The sequence below is a fragment of the Rhodococcus sp. Chr-9 genome (genome assembly GCF_000801125.1).
Taxonomy (GTDB): Bacteria; Actinomycetota; Actinomycetes; order Mycobacteriales; family Mycobacteriaceae; genus Rhodococcus; species Rhodococcus pyridinivorans.
In genome coordinates, this window is record NZ_JTIZ01000089.1 from 418665 (window position 1) to 441299 (window position 22635).

The 22635-nt window shown below is 67.9% G+C and carries 1 protein-coding gene (cut by a window edge); it reads right to left on the bottom strand.

Annotated features, from left to right (window positions below):
• On the bottom strand, positions 1-22635 hold the 3' portion of the coding sequence (locus tag QR64_RS13955) for a non-ribosomal peptide synthase/polyketide synthase (protein WP_039585608.1). It continues 7926 nt past the right edge of the window; 22635 of the gene's 30561 nt are visible here — the last part of the coding sequence; its start codon lies off the right edge, out of view; its stop codon occupies positions 1-3.

A 22635-nucleotide genomic window follows, 5' to 3' on the forward strand; every position in this document is an offset into this window, starting at 1 on the left:
TCAGCTCTCCCGCTCGGAGAGCACCGCGTCGAGCACGGGCACGATGACGTCGAGCGCATCGGGTGAGGTCATCTGCCAGTGCGTCGCCGGCACCTGATGGTTGTCGACGGCACCCGTCACGGCCGCGTTCCAGCCGGACGCTCCGCGTGTTCCGGTCGGGTCGTCGGCTGCGGCGGTGAAGTAGACGATGTCGCCGTCGTATGTCCCCGGCCGATGGCCCGCCATCAGCTCGGAGTTCCGCTGTGCCGCCGCGACCAGCCTGGTCATCACACGTCTCGTGTCGTCCTCGGTGTTGCCCGTAAGTGAGGCGACGGACGTGACGAGGTCGTCGATGTCCTCAGCGCCGGCTGCGTCTGCATCGTCGAGTCCGAATCCGGCGAGCAGCTCGCTCATCGACACATCGCTCGACTCGCCGGTCCGTGCACCGTTGCCGGCGACGCTGTCGAGCATCACCAACGTGTCGACACGCTCCCCCTCCGCCTGCAGACGAACGGCCATCGCGTGGGCGATCACGCCGCCGAGCGACCAGCCGAACAACCGATACGGCCCCTCGGGCTGCGCGGCCCGCAGTTCATCGACGTAGCGCGCCGCGAGTTCGTCGAGGGTGGCGGGCTCGAAGTCGTCCTCGGTGACGGCCGGGGTCTGCAGACCGTAGACGGGTGCGTCGTGATCGAGCTGACGCGCGAGGGCGGTGTAACACCACGACAATCCGACGATCGGGTGGACGAAGAACAGCGGCGTACCTGCACCCCGGGTCCGGATCGGCAGGACCGGGGCCACGGACTCTTCGACGTCACCGGCACTTTCACGATCGATGAGCGCCGCGAGTCCTTCGACGCCGGGTTCCCGGAACAGCCACTGCAGAGGTACTCGCGTGGGGAGTTCCGCGTTCAACCGGGAGACGAGCCTGGTGGCCACCAACGAATTGCCACCGAGTCCGAAGAAGTCGTCGTCCAGGCCCACCTGCTCGACACCGAGCACCTCGGCGAACACCGACGCCACGATCTGCTCGACATCGGTGACCGGCGCCCGGAACTCGCGAGCCGCGAGTTCGGGCTCCGGCAACGCCCTGCGATCGAGCTTCCCGGACGCATTGAGCGGTAGCGCATCCAGAACGAGGAACTGCGCCGGGACCATGTACCGGGGAAGGGATGCTCCCAGTGCGTCACGAACGCTGTCGAGTTCGACGGTTGTGCCCGCAGCAGGAACAACATAGGCCACCAACTGCGGACCGAATTCACCTTCGTGCACCACGACGGCTGCCTGTCCGATCTCGGGCAGGCCCGTCAGAGCAGTCTCGATCTCCCCGAGTTCGATCCGCAGACCGCGCACCTTGACCTGGAAGTCGGTGCGGCCGAGGTACTCCAGCATGCCGTCGGCGTTCCACCGAACCCTGTCACCGGTGCGGTAGAGCCGGCCACCTCCCGTCGTGAACGGGTCCGCGACGAAGCGCTCGGCCGTCAGGTCGGCTCGTCCGATGTACCCGCGCGCCACCTGGACGCCCGACAGGTACAACTCGCCCTGCACTCCGACCGGGACCGGGTTCAGACGTCCGTCGAGCACGTAGGCACGGACACCGCGGAGCGGTACACCGATCGGAACCGACACGGATTCCGTGCCCACACATCGGAACGCCGTAGACGTCACAGTCACCTCGGTCGGGCCGTAGGTGTTGTCCAGTACCGCATCCGAACGCGACGCGACACGTGCAACGAGATCCGGCGAGAGCGCCTCACCGCCCGCCGAAAGATACCGCAGCGACGACGGAAGCTCGAGTCCTTCGTCCGCAACGAACAACGCCAGCATCGATGGGACGAACTCCATGATGCACACATCCCACCGACGTGCGACCTGCACCAGATACTCCGGGTCCCGGTGGCCGCCGGGCTCCGCGATCACGAGACGCGCACCCACCTGCAGCGGGTAGAACAGCTCCCACACGCTGGCATCGAACGTGATCGGTGTCTTGTGAAGCGCGGTATCTCCCGGACCCAGGCCGTACCGTTCCGCCATCCACGCGATCTGATTGACGACCGATCGGTGCGAGACGGTGACGCCCTTCGGTCGCCCCGTCGATCCCGACGTGAAGATGACGTACGCCGTGTTGTCCGGGTGCGGCGCAACCGGGAGAACCGAGCTCACGTCGTGCGCATCGAGATCGATCGTCTCGACGTCCACCGCGACTGCAGACGCCGGAAGCGAAGCTCCATCCGTTGCCGTGGTGAGAGTCAGCAACGGTGCTGCGGTCTCGAGGACGTACGCCGTCCGGTCGAGCGGATGTTCCGGATCGATCGGTAGATATCCCCCACCTGCACGCAGGATCGCATAGATCGCGACCAGCATGTTCGGCGACCGACTCATGCAGACGCCAACCAGCACTTCCGGCCCCACCCCACGTTCGACAAGGTATCCGGCGAACGCCTCGACACGGCGGTCGAACTCGCCGTACTCGAGGACATCGTCGCCGAACACAACTGCCGGTGCGTGCGGCGTGCGCTGCGCCTGAGTGGTGAACCCGTCGAGCAGGAGAGCATCGGTTACCGGTACCGCGGTGTCGTTCCACTCTGTCAGGATGCGGTGCCGCTCGGCATCCTCCATTACGTCCACATCACCGATGAAGAGATCCGGATCGGCGGTCGTCGTCGAGAGAAGCCGGACCAGGCGCTCCGCCATCAGATCGACGGTGTCTGCATCGAAAATGTCTGTGGCGTAGTCGATCTGACCGAGGTACCCGTCACCGCCCGGCGTCTCGGCAAGACTGAAGGACAAATCGAACTGCGCGGACTTGCGATCGAATTCCAACGCCGAGAGGGAAAGTCCGGGGATTTCGACTGCAGACTGGGTGTAGTTCTGGAAGGCCAGCATCACCTGGAACAATGGAGAGAACGACTGGGACCGTACCGGGTTGATCCGGTCCACCAATTTCTCAAACGGTACATCCGCATGCGCGAACGCCTCGAGATCCGCCCGGGTCGTGGCCGTCATCAACTCACGGAAAGACGAGCTCGGGTCGACCTCGGTCCGCAACACCAGAGTATTGACGAACATCCCGACCAGGTCATCCAGCGCGCGCTCACCACGACCGGCCACCGGAGTGCCGATCGCAATATCGGCGGTACCTGACAATCGGGCCAGCAGCACCGCCAAGGCCGTGTGCACCACCATGAACGGAGTAGCGTGCTGCGCGGCGGCGAGCTGCCTGACGCGAGCCACGACTTCCGGCGGGACCGTGAAATCGACGCGTGCGCCCAACCCGCCCCGAGTCGCCGGGCGTGGCCGATCGGTAGGAAGATCCAATGCGTCCGGCAGATCCGCAAGGAACCCGGTCCAGTAATCGAGTTGTCGGGATATCATCGAGTCCGGATCGGATTCGTCACCGAGCACGGCACGTTGCCACAGTGCGAAGTCCGCATACTGCACCTCGAGCGGTGGCCATGCGGGAGCTTGCCCTGCGATGCGAGCGGTGTAGGCAACGACGACGTCCCGCGCCAACAGTCCGATCGAAACCCCATCGGCAGCGATGTGGTGCACAACCAGCGCAAGGACGTGTTCGTCCTCGTCGATCCGCAGTAGTGCACCACGAATCGGCGGCGCGTTCGTGACGTCGAAACCACTGGTGAGAAGCTCGGTGACGCGGAGTCGTAGCTCGTCCTCATCAGCCGCCCGAACAGGTTCGAGGCCGGCCGGTATCCAACCTGCAGGAAGCACCTTCTGGGTGCCCACGCCGTCTACTTCCGGATACTCCGTGCGCAGCACCTCGTGCCGGGAAATCACTTCCCGCATCGCTCTCTCGAGGGCCTCGATGTCGAGGTCGCCGCTCAGGCGAATTGCAAACGGAATGTTGTACGCCGCCGACTCCGGATCGAACCGGTTCAGGAACCACATCCGCTGCTGGGCGAGTGAGAGCGGAATCTGATCGGGACGTTCTTGTGCCACCAGCGGAACCACAGCACCGGCACCGGCCCGTCCTTCGAGGTTCGCAGCGAGAGTTTCGACGGTCGGCGCATCGAACAACGAACGCAACGGGACCCGCGCCTCGACGGCCGCTCCGAGACGGGACACGACCTGGGTCGCCACGAGGGAGTTGCCGCCGAGGGCGAAGAAGTCGTCGTCCAGGCCGACCTGCTCGACACCGAGTACGTCTGCGAACACCGATGCGACAGCACGTTGGGTTTCCGTGACCGGGGCACGGAACTCCCGCTCCTCGAGCTCCGGAGCCGGTAGCGCCTTCCGATCCAGCTTTCCGGACGCATTGAGGGGCAACGAATCCAGCACGACGAATTGTGTCGGAACCATGTACGACGGCAGCACTTCGCCTAGAGCGCCACGCAGCTGGGTCGCGTCGACGTCACCCACCGGAACGATGTAACCGACCAGCTGATCCGACCGGACGTCGACCGCTGCTGCCGCGATCCGATCCGTGCCGCGCAGCACCGCTTCGATCTCGCCGATCTCGAGGCGCTGGCCGCGCAGTTTGACCTGCAGGTCGTTGCGACCGACGTATTCGAGTTCGCCGTCGCGGTTCCACCGAACGAGATCGCCGGTGCGGTAGAACCTCTCGCCGGTACCACCGGCCGGGTCGGCCACGAAACGTTCGGCAGTCAGTCCCGCACGTCCCTCGTATCCACGCGCGACCTGGATGCCCGACAGATACAGTTCGCCCATCACGCCGACGGGCACGGGGCGCAGTCGCGCGTCCAGAACACGCGCGTGCGTGTTCCATACAGGTGTACCGATGGGAACCACGACGTCGTCGTCGGCGCTCGCCTCACGGTGCGTCGCCTGAATCGTCACCTCGGTTGGGCCGTAGAGATTGTGCACGTCCGCGCCGAACTTCGAACGGGCACGCTCGACGGTCGCCGACGACAATGCTTCTCCGCCGGCGAACACCGCTCGCAATGCCGGGGTCGGCTCCGTCGACTCATCGAGCACGGCGTCGAGCACGATCGGTACGAACTGTGCGATCGTGATGTCGAAGTCCACCAGCGCCCGAGCGAGATAGGCGGGGTCGCGGTGTCCGTCGTGCGATGCGATCACGAGGCGGGCACCGGAGATCAGCGGCAGCATGAACTCCCACACCGAAGCGTCGAAGGTCGCGGGAGTCTTGAGCAACACCACATCGGAGGGTCCGACATCGAACTGCTCTTGCATCCAGGCAAGTTGGTTGACCACAGCGGCGTGCGTGACCGCGACGCCCTTCGGCCGCCCTGTCGAGCCCGACGTGAACAGTACGTAGGCGACGTTCTCCGGCCGCAACTCTCCGCGACGTTCATCGGCCGCCAACGGCTCGGAATCGAAGCCGGAAAGATCGACGGTGTCGACCACAACCACTTCACGATCGGTACGGAACTCTGTTCCAGAAGTCGTCAGAACGACCGCCGGATCGGTGATGTCGAGAACGTAGCCGACACGCTCCGACGGCTGTTCGGGATCCACGGGCACGTAGGCGCCGCCGGCCGCGAGGACCGCGTAGATGCTCACCACGAGATCGACAGACCGCCCGATTGCGACCGCGACGGTGGAGTCCGGAGAAACTCCGACCGAAATCAGATACCGAGCAAGAGAATTGACTCGTCTCGAGAACTCGCGATAGGTGAGAGTCGTGTCCTGAGCGGAGACCGCGGCAGCGTCGGGGGTTGCCGCTACGCTTTCGCTGAACCATTCGGGGACAGTCATCGGCCCCACGAGTTCACGTGTCGCAGACTCACCGAGTGCGCGTACTTTCTCCGTCTCCGCAGGTAGCATCCACGGCAAGTCACCGACCGCCGCTGCTGCGTCGGTGACGACGGCGTCGAGTATTCGCAGGAAACGCTGCGCGATCGCGCCGACCGTCGCATCGTCGAACAGGTCGGTGGCATACGTCCACGCCATCGCGATACCTGCGGGCTCGTTGGCATCCGATATCGTTTCGTGCACTGTGACCTGAAGGTCGGTCATCGCATGACCGAGCGGCACTTCGACCGGCGACATGCGGACTCCACCGAGACGGAAGTCGGTGGTCTGTGCATTCTGCAGGGTCAGCATGACCTGGAACAGCGGGTTCCGAGACTGCGATCGAGTGGGCGCGAGCACGTCGACCAGCGACTCGAACGGGATGTCCGCGTGGGAGAACGCCTTCAGGTCGATACTCTTGACCGAGTCGAGCAACTCGAGGAACGGCACACTCGGTTCGATTTCGGTTCGCAGTACGAGAGTGTTCACGAACATGCCGACGAGATCGTCGAGCTCGGCGTGGCCACGTCCGGCGACAGGTGTGCCGATGACGATGTCGGTGCTGCCACTCAGTGCTGCAAGCTCGACTGCCAACACGGAGTGAAGCACCATGAAGAGAGTTGCATTGCGTTCTCGCGCCAAGCGTGTCAGCCCGGCGTGGACCGTTCGGTCGACCGTGATGGTGTGTGTCGCGCCGCGGTGGGATGCGATCGCCGGCCGAGGCCGGTCCCACGGCAACTCCAACTGCTCGGGGGCACCCGTGAGCGTCTCGATCCAGAAGCGAATCTGACCGGCCATGACACTGCTCGCGTCATCGGCCGAACCCAACATCTCACGTTGCCACAATGCGTAATCTGCGTACTGCACGGCCAGGGGCGACCACGTGGGTACGGTCCCTTGATCCCGAGCTGCGTACGCCAGCATGATATCCCGCGTCAGCGGCCCGGCAGAGAAGCCGTCACCTGCGATGTGATGCACGACGAATACGAGAACGAACTCGTTCTCTGCAGGTTTGTACAGTCGCGCGGCCAGCGGCACTTCGGTCGTCACATCGAAACCGGTGGATACGAATTCGGCGAGGCGACCGAGGATCTCGCTCTCACTCACCGGTATGGGAGAGAGGTCCACGTCGACGTCCGATGCCGGCAGGATTCTCTGCACGCCGATTCCGTTGATCTCCGGATACACGGTGCGCAGGATCTCGTGACGGTCGAGAAGGTCCTCGACGGCGTGCTGGAGTGCCGGCACGTTCAGGTCACCGGACAACCGGATCGCCAGCGGAATGTTGTAGGTCGCGGACGCCGGATCGAAGCGGTTGAGGAACCACATCCGCCGCTGAGCGAGGGACAGCGGCACATGTTCGGGTCTGGTCCTCGCTGTGAGTGCAGGCCGGTTGCCGGAACCACTTCGCCTTTCCGCAGCAGCTGCGAGGTCGGAGACCTTCGAGGATTCGAACAACAGGCGCACTGGAATCTGCGCTTCGAATGCGTTGCCGAGACGGGCAGCGACACGTGTGGCGATGAGCGAGTTGCCACCGAGATCGAAGAAGTCGTCGTCGGCACCGACTCGTTCCAGGCCGAGGACCTCCGCAAATACGCCGGCAACAATCTCTTCTGCAACCGTAGTCGGAGCGCGGAAGTCGCCGCTACCGAATACGGGATCGGGGAGCGCGCGGCGGTCGATCTTTCCGGATGTGTTCAGCGGCATCCTCGGCAGCGCGATGATGCTCGAGGGCACCATGTAGCGGGGAACCTTCGATGCAACTGCCACGGCGAGGGAGTCCGTATCGATATCCGCGCCGTCTTCCGGCACGACATAGGCAACGAGATGGTCTCCGAGTGTTTGGTGGGAGTGCACGATGACCACGCATTGACGGACCGTCGCATCACCGAGAAGCGCCGACTCGATCTCGCCCAGTTCGATGCGAAGTCCCCGCAACTTCACCTGGAAGTCCGAGCGTCCGACGTACTCGAGTTCCGATGCCCGATTCCATCGAACGAGGTCACCGGTACGGTACATCCGACCGCCGTCGCCACCGAACGGATCGGCGACGAACCGCTCGACTGTCAGATCGGGGCGTTCCACATAGCCGCGGGCAAGCTGAACTCCGGCGAGGTACAGCTCCCCTGTCACGCCGACGGGCACCGGACGGAGATGCGCGTCCAATACGTACATCCCGACGGGACCCTGCGCCGCCCCGATCGGAATTACATTCAGGTCGGTGGCAGAGACTGCGTGGCGGCTGACGGATACTGCCGCTTCGGTCGGACCGTACTCGTTCGACAGCGCCGTCGCGGCGTTGACAGTGCGGAAGGCCCCGGCGAGCTTGGGGGTGAAGACTTCTCCACCGCAGAACACCTGGCGGAGGGAGGCGAGTTCGCCCGGTTCGGCGGACGCAACCAGCTCGGTGAGCATCGACGGGACGAAGTGTGCAGATGTCACCTGGTTCTCGACAATTGCCTCGATGAGACGTCGAGGATCGCGGTGCGCGTCAGGTGCGGCGACGACCAGTCGGGCGCCCGATGTGAGGGGCCACCAGAACTCGCGAACCGACGCATCGAAAGTGAACGGTGTTTTCTGCAGGACTGTGTCATCGGCGCCCAGGCCGTAGGCATTCTGTCGCCACGACAATGAAGCAACGACCGCACTGTGGGGAACTGCAACACCCTTCGGCCGCCCGGTCGAACCGGACGTGAAAATCACGTAGGCGATGTTCTCGACATGCAGCGGCGCGTTCCTGTCGGCGTCCGAAACGGTCCGTTCGGAGTAGTTTCCGAGCTCGAGGATGTCGATCTGAACGATCTCGAGATCATGGTCCGTGGCGAAATCGTCGCCGGACGTCGAGAGGACCAGGAGTGGGTCGGCGGTCCCGAGGACGTAGTCGTTGCGGTCCTGCGGCAAATCGGGATCAACAGGAACGTATGCGCCGCCCGCCTTGGCCACTGCGTACATACCGATCAACAGGTTCGCCGATCGACGCAGCGCCAGGGCGACCAAGGTGTCGGGACCGACCCCGCGGGACACGAGGTACCGGGCCATCGCATTGACCTGCGCATCGAACTGCGCGTACGACAGGGTCACGCCGTCGGCCGACAGTGCCGGCGCATCGGGCGTCCGCGTCACCTGACGGTCGAACAGATCGACGAGAGTCTCGCTGTGCAGGGGTTTGACGCCACGGTCCCACTGGACGAGTGCCCGTTCGGCGGGTTCCAAGATGTCGATGTCACCGACCGCTACCTCGGGCTCGGCAGTGACGGCACCGAGTATCCGACGGAACCGATCTCCGAATGCATCGATCGTGGAACCGTCGAACAGGTCGGTAGCGTAGATGAATTCAGCTGTCCACCCCGAAGGATCTCCTGCTGCGTTGTGCGAATCGGTCAGCGTCAACTGCAGGTCGAACCGAGCTTCGGCGAAGTCCGTGTCGAGCGCGGAGATGGTCAGCTCGTCGAGTTCGAACACCGACTGCTGCATGTTCTGGAAGACGAGCATGACCTGGAACAACGGTGTTCGCGACTGCGAGCGGGGCGGATCGAGCACCTCGACGAGCCGCTCGAACGGCACGTCCGCGTTGCCGAAGGTGCCCAGGTCGGTGTCGCGCACCTGCGCGAGCAGCTCGGTGAACGGCAGGGCCGGGTCGATGTCGTTGCGCAGCACGAGGGTGTTGACGAACATGCCGATCAGGTCGTCGAGTTCGGCCTCCCCGCGACCCGCGACGGGCGTGCCGATGGTGACGTCGCGGGTGCCGGCGAGTTTCGCGAGCAGGACGGCGAGTGCGGCGTGCACGACCATGAAGGTGGTCGCGTTGTGTTCGCTTGCGAGGCGTTGCAGCGCACCGACGGTGGTGGCGTCGATCTGGAAGGTGTGCCGTGCACCGCGGTTGGTGGCGACCGGCGGACGCGGGTGGTCGAGCGGCAGTTCGAGCGGCTCGGGCAGGTCACCGAGTCGTTCGGTCCAGTAGGCCAGTTCACGTGCGACGAGACTGTCCGGATCGTCCTCGGATCCGAGCAGTTCGCGTTGCCACAGAGCGTAATCCGCGTACTGGACGGCGAGCGGCGACCACGACGGCGCCTCCCCGCGGCGACGCGCGTCGTAGGCGACCATGACGTCGCGGGTCAGCGGTCCCATCGAGAAGCCGTCCGCGGCTACGTGGTGCACGACGAAGACGAGCACGTACTCGTCGTCGCCGACCCGGTAGAGGCGGGTGCGGACCGGTACCTCGGACGTGACGTCGAATCCGGCGTTCACGAATTCGACGACGGTGGGCAGGATGTCGGCCTCGTCGATCGGCACGGGCGTGACATCCGGGCGCACTTGGGAGACGGGCAGCACGACCTGATGGCCGACACCATCGGCTTCCGGGTAGACGGTGCGCAGGATCTCGTGGCGCGCGAACAGATCCGCGACGGCGTCTTCCAGGGCCGTGAGGTGCAGAGAACCGGTGAGGCGGATGGCGACCGGGATGTTGTACGCGGCGGAGTCGGGGTCGAGGCGGTTGAGGAACCACATCCGCTGCTGCGCGAGCGAGAGCGGCACCGAGTCGGGTCGCGGTTGCGTCTGCAGTGCCGGGCGGCCACCGGATCCGGCGTGTTCCTCGGCCCGCACGGCCAGTGCTGCCACGGTGGGTGCCTCGAACAGCACGCGCAGCGGGACGCGCGCGTCGAGTGCGGTGGCGAGTCGCGCGATGACCTGGGTGGCGATCAGTGAGTTGCCGCCGAGTTCGAAGAAGTCGTCGTCCGCGCCGACGCGGTCGACGCCGAGCAGGTCGCGGTAGATGCCGGCGACAATCTCTTCGATCGGGGTGGACGGCGCGCGGTACGCGCGCGTCGCGACCTCCGGTGCGGGCAGCGCCTTGCGGTTGATCTTGCCGTTCGCGTTGAGCGGCAGCGCGTCGAGGATCATGACGACCGACGGCACCATGTAGCTCGGAAGACTCTGTGCGAGTGCGTCCTTCACGGTGTTCGCGTGCAGGGACTCGTCGCCGGTGAGGTAGGCGACGATCCGGTCGCCGGTGTGCGGGTCGCTGTGCACGACCGTCACGGCCTGCGCCACACCCGGCTGTGCCCGCAATGCGGTGTCGATCTCGCCGAGTTCGATGCGGAAGCCGCGGAGTTTGACCTGGAAGTCGGCGCGGCCGCGGTAGTCGAGGGTGCCGTCCTCGTTCCAGGCGACGATGTCACCGGTGCGGTAGAGGCGCGCGCCGGATCCGAGCGGGTCGGCGACGAACCGGTCGGCGGTGAGGTCGGGGCGTCCGGCGTAGCCACGTGCGAGTTGGGCGCCCGCGAGATACAGCTCGCCCGTCACACCCACCGGCACGGGGCGGAGGCGACCGTCGAGGACGTGGACGCGCGTGTTCCACTCCGGGCGGCCGATCGGCACCGAGTCGGTGTCGTCGCCGGTCACCGCGTGCGCGGTCACGGAGACGGCGGCCTCTGTCGGCCCGTACAGGTTGACCAGGTCGACGTCGGGGTGGAGCGAGCGGAACCGCTGGGCTAGCGCGGAGGGCAGCGCCTCACCGATCGCGAGGATGCGCCGCAGCGACGGGCTCAGCGCATCGCCGGCCGTGTCGAGCAGCGCCTCGAGCATCGACGGCACGACGTGCAGAGTGGTCACGGACTTCTGCCGTATGACCGCGTCGAGGTAGGCCGGGTCGCGATGACCGTCGGGTGCGGCGACGACGAGTCGACCGCCGGAGACGAGTGCCGACCAGAACTCCCACACCGACAGGTCGAACGTCGCGGCCGTCTTCAGCAGCGCGGCGTCGTCGGGGAACAGACCGAAATGCCCTGTCTTCCAGAGCAACTGGTTGGCGATCGCCGCATGCGGAACTGCGACACCCTTGGGTCGTCCAGTGGAACCCGACGTGAAGATGACGTAGGCGAGGTGCTGCGGGTCGAGCGGAACACGACGTTCGGTGTCACGCACCGGGCTGTCGTCGAGCGCGTCGAGTTCGGGTGCGTCGACGTGCACCACGGCGCGACCGCCGGCATCGAAGTCGTCGTCGCGACCGGTCAGCACGCAGACGGGGTCGGCGACCGACAGGATGTAGTCGATTCGCTCGCGGGGGTGATCGGGGTCGAGGGGGACGTACGCGCCGCCGGCCTTCGCGACGGCGTACATGCCCACGAGCAACTCGACGGAGCGACGCATCCCCAGCGCAACCGCCGTCTCGGGCCCCACGCCGAGGTCGATCAGGTGACGGGCGAGACGGTTGACCCGTCCGTCGAACTCGCGGTAGGTGAGGGAGCCGCCCTCGTGGTCGAGCGCGACGGCGTCCGGCCGGGCCGCGACCTGCGCGTCGAACAGCGACACCAGCGTTCCGACGGGAACGTCGTTCCGAGTGTTGTTCCACTCGTGCAGGATTCGCGTTCGCTCGACGGTGTCGAGGATGTCGAGATCACCGACGGGACGGCCGGGTTCGGCGACGATGCTGTCGAGCAACCGGACGAACCGATCGACGAACCCGCGGGCCGTCGACTCGTCGAACAGGGCCGACGCATAGGTCAGGTAGCCGACGATGCCGGTGGGTGTACCCGACTCGTCGTAGCGGTCCTGGACGATCCAGTGCAGGTCGAACTGCGAGGTGTCGTGTTCGAGGTCGACGAGGGCGACGTCGAGTCCGGGCAGCGCGAGGGTGCCCTGTTCGAAGTTCTGGAACGAGAAGCCGACCTGGAACAGCGGGTGCCGCGCGGTGGAGCGCTGCGGGTTGAGCACCTCGACGAGCCGCTCGAACGGCACATCGGCGTGCGCGAAGGCCCGCAGGTCGGATTCGCGGACGGCGGCGAGCAGGTCGTCGAAGGTGACGGCGCCGGATACCCGGGTGCGCAGCACGAGGGTGTTGACGAACATGCCGATCAGGTCGTCGAGTTCACGTTCGCCGCGACCCGCGATGGGTGTGCCGACGGCGATGTCGTCGCTGTCGGACAGTCGCGCGAGCAGCACCGACAGGGCGGCGTGCACGGCCATGAACAGCGTGGCGTGACGGCTCTGGGCGAGGTCGACGAGCCGGGCGTGGAGGTCGGCGTCGATGCGGATCTCGACGCGTCCGCCCTCGTAGGACTGCACGGCGGGCCGCCGGCGGTCGGTCGGCAGCGACAGTTGGTCGGGCAGTCCGGCGAGGGCACCGCGCCAGTAGTCGAGTTGCTGCGACACCAGCGAGTCGGGATCGTCCTCGGACCCGAGCACACGACGCTGCCACAGCGCGTAGTCGGCGTACTGCACCGGCAGGGGCGCCCACTCGGGCTCGGAGCCGGTGAGGGCCGAGGTGTAGGCGACGAGCAGGTCGCGCACCATCGGGGCGATCGAGAAGCCGTCGCCGGAGATGTGGTGGACGACCATCGCGAGGACGTAGTCGTCGGCGCCGAGTTCGAAGAGCCCGATCCGCAGCGGCACCTCGGTGGTGACGTCGAAACGGGCGGTCGCGAACGGTGCGACCGCCGCGAGCAGGGCGTCGTCCCCACCGGCGACGGTGTGGACCTCGATGTCCGGAGCGGTGTCGGCGGCCGGCAGCACGACCTGCACCGGCCCGTCCGGGGTGTCGGGGTAGACGGTGCGCAGCGATTCGTGTCGCTCGACGACGTGGGCGACCGCGATGCGCAGCAGGTCGACGTCGACCGAGCCCGACAGACGGATCGCCATCGGCAGGTTGTAGGCCGCCGAGTCGGGATCGAAGCGGTTGAGGAACCACATCCGCTGCTGGGCGAGCGACAGCGGCACCTGTTCGGGCCGCTCCCCCGCGACGAGCGCGGGTCGCGCGGCCTGCTCACCGTGCTCGGCCACCGCGGCGGCGAGCGCTTCGACGGTGGGATGTTCGAACAGCGTGCGCAGCGGGATGTCCGCGCCGAGCGCGGCACCGATGCGGGCGATCACGCGGGTCGCGATGAGTGAGTTGCCGCCGAGCGCGAAGAAGTCGTCGTCGAGACCGACCCGCTCCACCTCGAGCACCTCGGCGATCGCGGCCGCGACCGCCTGTTCCGTAGGGGTGACGGGAGGGCGGAACTCCCGGATCGCGGCGAGGGGCGCGGGCAGAGCGCGACGGTCGAGCTTGCCGGATGCGTTGAGCGGAAACGCGTCGAGCACCATGAGCACGTCGGGCACCATGTAGCGCGGCAGCGACCTGCCGACCGCCGCACGCGCCGCCTCGATGTCGACACTCGCGCCTGAGGACGGGACGACGTAGCCGACGAGTTGCCGGCCGTGGTCGCCGTCGTGCACGACCATCACGGCTTGCGCGATCTCCGGCAGCGCAGTCAGGGCGCTCTCGATCTCGCCGAGTTCGATGCGCAGACCGCGCACCTTGACCTGGAAGTCGGTGCGGCCCAGGAAGTCCACCTCACCACTGGGCAGGATACGGACGAGATCGCCGGTGCGGTAGAGGCGTTCGCCGTCAGGTGCGGCGACGAACCGTTCGGCGGTGAGGTCGGGACGGGCGTGGTAGCCGCGTGCGACCTGCACTCCCCCGAGGTAGAGCTCACCGGGCACCCCGATCGGCACCGGGCGGAGTCGCGCGTCGAGCACCTGCACGGTGGTGTTGCGGATCGGACGGCCGATCGGGACGCTGCCCGCGTGCTCGCCTTCGACGCGCAGGACCGTTGCGGTCACGGTGGTTTCGGTGGGTCCGTAGGTGTTGTCGAGCGCCGCCGTCGATCGTGCGGCGAAGTCGGCGGCGAGATCGGCCGGCAGGGCTTCGCCGCCGACGGACAGGTAGCGCAGCGACTCGGGAAGCTGCAGCGCCGGGTCGGCGAGGAACACCGCGAGCATCGACGGGACGAATTCGAGGATGCTCACGCGCTCCTCACGCGACACTCGTGCCAGATAGGCGGGGTCGCGGTGCCCACCCGGAACGGCAACGACGAGGCGTGCCCCGACCTGCAAGGGGTAGAACAGCTCCCACACCGACGCGTCGAAGGTGATCGGTGTCTTGTGGAGCGCAGCGTCGGCGGCGCCGAGGTCGTACCGTTCGCGCATCCACGCGATCTGGTTCGCGGCCGAACGATGGCTCACCGCAACACCCTTCGGGCGACCGGTGGAGCCGGACGTGAAGATGACGTAGGCGGTGTTGTCCGGTCGCAGCGGCGCGACGCGGTCGGCGTCGGTGAGCGGCGCGTCGGAGACCGTCGACGGCGCATCGATCTCGAGCACCGGTGCCGCGGCGGGCAACGAACCCCGATCGGCTGCGGTGGTGAGCACGACGACGGGCCGAGCGAGGTCGAGCACGTACTCGGTGCGGTCGGCGGGATGTTCGGGGTCGAGCGGAACGTACGCTCCCCCGGCCTGCAGGATCGCGTAGATCGCGACCATCATCTCGATGGACCGGCCGGTGTACACGCCGACGAGGCTCTCCGGACCCACACCGAGTCCGACGAGGTGCCGCGCGAGACGGTCGACCCGCGACGCGAACTGCGCGTACGTCAGGGTCGTGTCCTCGAAGATCAGCGCCGGCGCGTCCGGGGTGCGGGCGGCCTGCTGGTCGAAGCGGGCGAGCAGGGTCTCGTCGACGGACCCCGCGTCGGCCGCATTGATTTCGTCCAGCAGGCGGATCTCGTCATCGTCGCGCAGGTCGATGTCGCCGACCGCGATCTCCGGCGCACTCACCGCGGCATCGACGAGTGCCACGAGGCTCTGCGCGGCCTGCGTGATGGTGTCTTCGGTGAACAGGTCGGTGGCGTAGGTGATCGAGCCGTCGATACCGAGGCGTCGGCCGTCGGCGTCGAAGGTCTCCCCGAGGTGGATTTCGAGGTCGAGCTTGGCGCCGGTCGCGCCCGGTTCGACGGTGCTCAGCCGCAGCCCGGGCAGGTCGATCTCCGAGCGCGTGAAGTTGTGCACCACGAGCAGGGTCTGGAACAGCGCCGAATAGGCCGTGGAGCGGACGGGATCGAGCAGTTCGACGAGTCGCTCGACCGGCACGTCCGGATGCGAGAAGGCCGCGAGGTCGACGTCGCGCACCTGGTCGAGGATCTCGTCGAAGGTGGCGCCGGCGTCGATGCGGGTGCGCAGGACGAGGGTGTTGCCGAACATGCCGACGAGGTCGTCGAGGGCTTCCTCGCCGCGACCGGCGATCTGGGTGCCGATCGGGATGTCGCTGCTCCCCGACCAGCGTGCCAGCAGCACCGCGACGGCCGCGTGGGCGAGCATGAACAGCGTGATGCCGCGTTCGCGGGTGAACTGTGCGACGCGGTCGGCGAGCTCGGCGTCGAGGGCGATCGGGACGGTCGCGCCCCGCGACGACTGCACGGGCGGACGCGGCCGGTCGGTGGGCAGTTCCACCAGGTCGGGCAGGTCGGCGAGGGTGTCGGTCCAGTACGCGAGCTGACGGGCGAGCAGCGACTGCGGGTCGTCCTCGCTGCCGAGGAGCTTCTGCTGCCAGAGCGCGTAGTCGGCATACTGGACGCTCAGCGGCGACCAGCCGGGCTCGGCACCTTCGCGACGCGCGAGGTAGGCGGTGACGACGTCGCGCGACAGCGGTGCCTGCGACCCGCCGTCGCTCGCGATGTGGTGGGCGACGACGACGAGGACGTGCTCGTCGTCGGCGATGCGGAACAGCCGGGCGCGCACCGGCACGTCGACGTTGAGATCGAAACCGCGCGTGACGAAGTCGGTGAGGACGCCGGTGATGTCGTCGGCCGCGACGTCCTGCGGTCCGAGATCGGACGCGGCCTCGCCGACGGGCACGATCACCTGGGCGGGCCCGGCGTCGCTGTCGGGGAAGACGGTGCGCAGCGCTTCGTGCCGGTCGAGGACGTCGAGCAGCGCGGCCTGCAACGCAGGCACGTCGAGCTCGCCGCTCAGGCGCAGCACCATCGGGATGTTGAAGGCGGCCGAGCCGGGATCGAAGCGGTTGAAGAACCACATGCGCTGCTGCTGGAGCGACAGCGGGATGCGGTCGGGGCGTTCGACGGCCACGAGCTCGGGACGACCGCCGGAACCGGCGGTGCGCGCCACGGCGGCGGTCAGCGCGGCAACCGTCGGAGCGTCGAACACCGTGCGCACGGGCACGGTGGTGTGCAGGGCGGCACCGAGCCGCGCGACGAGTTGGGTCGCGTTGAGCGAGTTGCCGCCGAGCGCGAAGAAGTCGTCGTCGAGGCCCACACGGTCGACACCGAGCAGATCGGCGTAGACGGACGCGACCGTCTGTTCCACGGGTGTCTCGGGTGCGCGGAAGGCGCGTGCCTCGAAACCGGGGACGGGCAGCGCCTTCCGGTCGAGCTTGCCGTTGGCGGTGATGGGCAGCGCGTCGAGGACGAGGATCTGCGCGGGCACCATGTACGACGGCAGTTCGTCGGCGAGGCGGTCGCGCAGCACCTGCGGGTCGGCTGCGGTGCCGGTCGCCGGGACGACGTAGCCGATGAGGCGTTCGCCGGTGCGCGCGTCGGTGTGCAGGACGACGACGGCCTGGGCCACCTCGTCGGCGCGGCTCAGCGCCGCTTCGATCTCGCCGAGTTCGATGCGCAGGCCGCGGACCTGCACCTGCGCGTCGCTGCGGCCGACGAAGTCGAGTTCGCCGGTCGCGGTGCGGCGCACGAGATCACCCGTGCGGTACATGAGCCCACCGGTGAACGGGTTCGCGACGAACCGCGCTGCCGTGAGTCCCGGCTGCGCGTTGTAGCCGCGCGCGAGACCGGCACCCGCCAGGTACAGCTCTCCGATGACGCCGTCGGGTACGGGATGCAGACGCGTGTCGAGGACGACGGCACCGGCACCTTCGATGGGCGCGCCGATGGTGATGCGATCGCCCGGAGTGAGCGGCGCGGTCTCGGTGATGATGATGGTGGTCTCGGTGGGACCGTAGCTGTTGACGAAACTGCAGACCGGCCCGAACTTCTCGACGAGTTCCGGCGGGCACACGTCGCCGCCGATCACCACGGATTCGAGGTCGGGCAGGTCGTCGGGGGTGACAGTGCCGAGCGCGGCGGGCGCGGTGATGATGTGCGTGATGCGTTCGCGGCGCAGCAGGTCGGCCAGTTCGGCACCGGCGACGATGTGCGGCGGCACGACCACCACGGTGGCACCGGCGGAGAACGCCGAGATCTGCTCGAAGACCGACGCGTCGAAGCTCGACGACGAGAACCGCAGCATCCGCGAGCCGGTGCTCAATCCGAGTTCGGGGCGGTGGTCGGCAGTGAAGGCGTTGAGGCCGCGGTGGGTGACGACGACGCCCTTCGGCGTGCCGGTGGAACCGGACGTGTAGATCATGTACGCCGCCGACTCCGCATTCACCGCGGACGTCACCGGTGCAGAAGAGTAGTCGTCGGCGTCGACGCTCAGCCACGGAACGTGCGACGGTCCGTCGCCGAGCCCGAGGATGGCCCGGGAGTCGGTGAGCAGGTACGCGATACGCGCTGCAGGCAGTGCCGGATCGACGGGCACGAACGCCGCGCCGGTCTTGACCACGGCCCACAGGGCGACGACGGCGTCGAGACTGCGCGGGAACGACAGCGCCACCACGGTTTCCGGCCCGGCACCGTGGTCGATCAGCTTGTGCGCGAGCCGGTTGGACGCGAGGTCGAGTCCGGTGTAGGTGAGCTGCCGTTCGCCGTCCACCACCGCGACACCGTCCGGGTGCGCGGCGACACCGGCCGCGAGGATTTGCGGGAACGTCCTCTGCGGCAACGGCGCCGGCACCGAGTACGACAGTGCCCGACCGGTCTCGGCGTCCGACAGGAGGGCGATGTCACCCACGGCAGCCGTCGGGTCGGCCGTGCTCGCGTCGAGCAGCTGCACCCACCGCGCGGCGAGATCGACGGCGGTCACTTCGTCGAACAGGTCGGTCGCGTAGGTGAGTTCGGCGGCCAGTCCGCCACTCTCGTCCTCACGCAGCGCGATGTCGATGTCGAACTTGGCGATGGCGAGATCCGCTGTGAGCGGTTCGACCCGCAGCCCGGGCAGTTCGAGCTCGCCGATGCCCTGGTTCTGCAGCGACAACACGACCTCGAACAGCGGCGAGTGACTCTGCGAACGCACCGGATCGACGGCCTCGACCACCTGGTCGAACGGCACGTCGGCATGCGAGAACGCCGCGAGGTCGGTGGTGCGGACCTGCTCGAGGAACTCCGCGAACGACGCCGCGGGATCGATACGGGTGCGCAGCACGAGGGTGTTGACGAACATGCCGACGAGGTCGTCGAGGGCACGATCACCGCGACCGGCGACCGGCGTGCCCACCGACACGTCCTCGGTGCTGCCGAGACGCGCGAGCAGCACGGCGAGCGCGGCGTGCAGGACCATGAAGCGGGTCGCGCCGTGGGCGTGCGCGAGACGGTCGACGCGGGCGAGGACCTCGGGGGCGATCCGGAAACCGGTGTTGGCACCCCGGTATGACGCCGCCGCGGGTCGCGGCCGGTCGGCGGGCAGTTCGAGCACGGCCGGGGTGTCGGCGAGGACCGAGGTCCAGTAGTCGAGTTGCTGCGCGATCGGGGCCCGCGGATCCTGCGGGTCGCCGAGCACTGTGCGCTGCCACAGCGCGAAGTCGGCGTACTGCACCGGCAACGGCTCCCAGGACGGCTGTGCGTCGTCGAGGCGCGCGGAGTAGGCGACGAGGACGTCGCGGGCCAGGGGCACGGTCGACGCGCCGTCGGCGCTGATGTGGTGCACGACCACCACGAGCACGTGGGTACGGTCGCTCTCGCGGAACAGCGCGCCGCGGATGGGGACCTCCCGCGTGACGTCGAAGCCGCGTCCCACCACTCGGGCGATCGCGGTGTGCAGTGCGCCGGTGTCGGGGGTGTCGATCGGGGTGAGGTCGAGCGGCACGTCGCCGGTGGCGAGTACGTGCTGCGACGGCCCGTCTTCGTGTTCCGGGAACACCGTGCGCAGTGCTTCGTGCCGGTCGAGCACGTCGCGGACGGCGGCGGTGAGGGCGTCGACGTCGAGGTCGCCGTGCAGGCGCACTGCAAGCGGGATGTTGTAGAGCGGCGACGTCGGGTCGAAGCAGTTGAGGAACCACATGCGTTGCTGCGCGTACGACAGCGGCACCCGCGCGGGACGCTCCTGCGGCACGAGCGGCAGCCGCTCCCCCATGCCGATGTGCGAGCCGGCGGTCTCGGCGAGCGCCTGCACGGTCGATCCCTCGAACACCACGCGCACCGGCACCGTGGTGCCGAGCGCTTCCCCGATGCGGGCCACCAGGCGCGTTGCGATGAGCGAGTTGCCGCCGAGCGCGAAGAAGTCGTCGTCGAGGCCCACGCGTTCGACGCCGAGCAGTTCGGCGACGATCTCGGCCACCGTCTCCTCGACGGGGTTGGTGGGGGCACGGAACTCGCGGGTCACCGGATCGGGAGCGGGCAGCGCCTTACGATCGAGCTTGCCGTTGACCGTGACGGGCACCGTCTCGATCGGCACGATCTGCGAGGGCACCATGTACGACGGCAGGACGTCGGCGACGGCGCTGCGCAGCGCATCGGCATCGACCTCGGCGCCGTTGCAGGGCACGACGTAGCCGACGAGCCGTTCGCCGGTGTGGGCGTCGCGGTAGACGTCCACGACGGCGTGCGCGACGCTGTCCTGACGGCTCAGCGCCGCCTCGATCTCGCCGAGTTCGATGCGCAGACCACGCAGCTTGACCTGTGCGTCGCTGCGGCCGACGAACTCGAGCTCGCCCGACGCGCGTCGGCGCACGAGGTCGCCCGTGCGGTACATGAGCCCACCGGTGAACGGGTTCGCGACGAACCGCGAGGCCGTCATCCCAGGTCGGTCGTGGTAGCCGCGGGCGAGCGCCTGGCCCGCCAGATACAGCTCGCCCAGCACTCCGTCGGGCACCGGCTGCAGGCGTGCGTCGAGCACGACGGCACCGGCGCTCCGGATGGGCCGGCCGATGGTGATGGCTCCGCCCGCGACCAGCGGGTCGGTCATCGTGATGACGATCGTGGTCTCGGTGGGGCCGTAACTGTTGACGAACCGGCAACGCGGCGCGAACCGCTCGACCAGCTCAGGCGGGCACACGTCGCCACCGACCACGACGGCCTCGAGATCCGGCAGCCTCGCCGGGTCGACGCCACCGAGCGCGGCCGGTGCGGTGAGCACGTGGGTGACGTTGTGGCGCAGCAGGAATGTTTCGAGGTCGGCACCGGCGACGATCTCGGGCGGCGCAACCACCATGGTGGCTCCGGCACCGAAGGCGGCGAGGATCTCGAACACCGACGCGTCGAAGCTCGCCGAGGAGAATCGCAGCACCCGCGCCTGCGCGCTGAGCCCGAGTTCGGTGCGGCATTCGGCGGTGAAGGCGTTGAGGCCCCGGTGCGTGACGACGACGCCCTTCGGGGTGCCGGTCGAGCCGGACGTGTAGATCATGTACGCCGCGGCGTCGGGTGCGACGCCGACGTCGAGCGCGGCGGTCGACACCTCGGCGCACCGGTCGACGATGCCGTCGGAATCCAGCACGAGCCAACGGAAGTCGACGGCCGGAGCGATCCCGCTCATGGTCAGGCCGAAGGCGGCACCCGAGTCCGAGAGCATGAACGCGATGCGGTCGACGGGCAGCTTCACGTCGATCGGCACGAACGCCGCGCCGGTCTTCGCGACCGCCCACACCGCGACCAGCGACTCGATCGTCCGCTCGAAGGCCAGGGCCACCACGGTTTCCGGTCCGGCACCCTCGGTGACGAGGACACGGGCCAGAGCGTTGGAACGCTCGTCGAGGTCGCGGTAGGTGAGCTGTCGCGTCTTGTCCACGGCGGCAACACCGTTCGGCGACGCGGCGACGCCGGCCGCGAGGATCTCCGGCAGCGTCCGGATCCGGATCGGTTCCGGTCGGGCCGCGTCGAGTGCCCGGGCGGTTTCGTCGGCGTCGAGATACGGCAGGTCGCCGACGGGGCTGCGCGGGTCGTCGAGCAGCTGCGCCAATATGCGGTTCCAGCGCTCGGTGGTGCGGGCGGCGGTGGACGCGTCGAACAGGTCGGTGGCGTAGGTGAGGGTGCCGGCCAGGGCACCGTTGTCGTCGCGGAGCGTGAACTCCAGGTCGAACTTGGCGATGCCGAAGTCGGGCACGATCGGTTCGACCCGCAACCCGGGCAGTTCGAGGTCGCTGGGGTGCGCTTCCTCGACCGACAGCGCGACCTGGAACAGCGGTGCGCTGTTCTGCGACCGCACGGGGTCGACGGCCTCGACGACCTGCTCGAACGGCACCTGGATGTGGGCGAAGGCGTCGAGGTCGACGTCGCGGACGGTGGCGACGATGTCGTCGAAGCCCGCAGCCGGATCGACAGGGGTCCGCAACACCACTGTGTTGACGAACATACCGATGAGGTTGTCGAGGCGGCGGTCGCCGCGACCGGCGACCGGCGTGCCCACGGACACGTCGTCGGTCGCTCCGAGCCGGGCGAGCAACACGGCGAGCGCGGCGTGCAGCACCATCAACCGGCTCACGCCGTGGGCCTGCGCGTAGGCGTCGAGGCGGCGGACGGTCTCGGGATCGACGGTGAACGGCACCGCGGCGCCCCGGAACGACGAGCTCGCGGGTCGCGGCCGATCGGTGGGCAGTTCGAGCAGCGCCGGTGCGCCGGCGAGTGTCGCGGTCCAGTGGTCGAGTTCGCGCGCGGCGATCTCGGTGGGTTCGCCCGGTGCGCCGAGCAGCTCGCGCATCCACAGTGCGTAGTCGGCGTACTGCAGCGGCAGCGGCTCCCAGAGCGGTGCCCCACCTGTGGCGCGCGCAGAGTAGGCGAGCACGAGATCGGTGGCGAGGACCTGGGTGGACCAGCCGTCGATGGCGATGTGGTGCACGACCATCACGACGACGTGGCTGCCGTCGGCACACTCGAGCAATGTCAGCTCGAGGGACGGTTCGACGGTGATATCGAATCCGCGTGCGGTCAGCGTCCGGATACGTTCGGAAAGGTCGTCTTCCGCGACCGTCTCCGTGCCGGCGACGAGCAGGGGACGATCCCGCAGCGCGTCGTCGACGGAGAGGATGTTCTGGTACGGACCGGCATC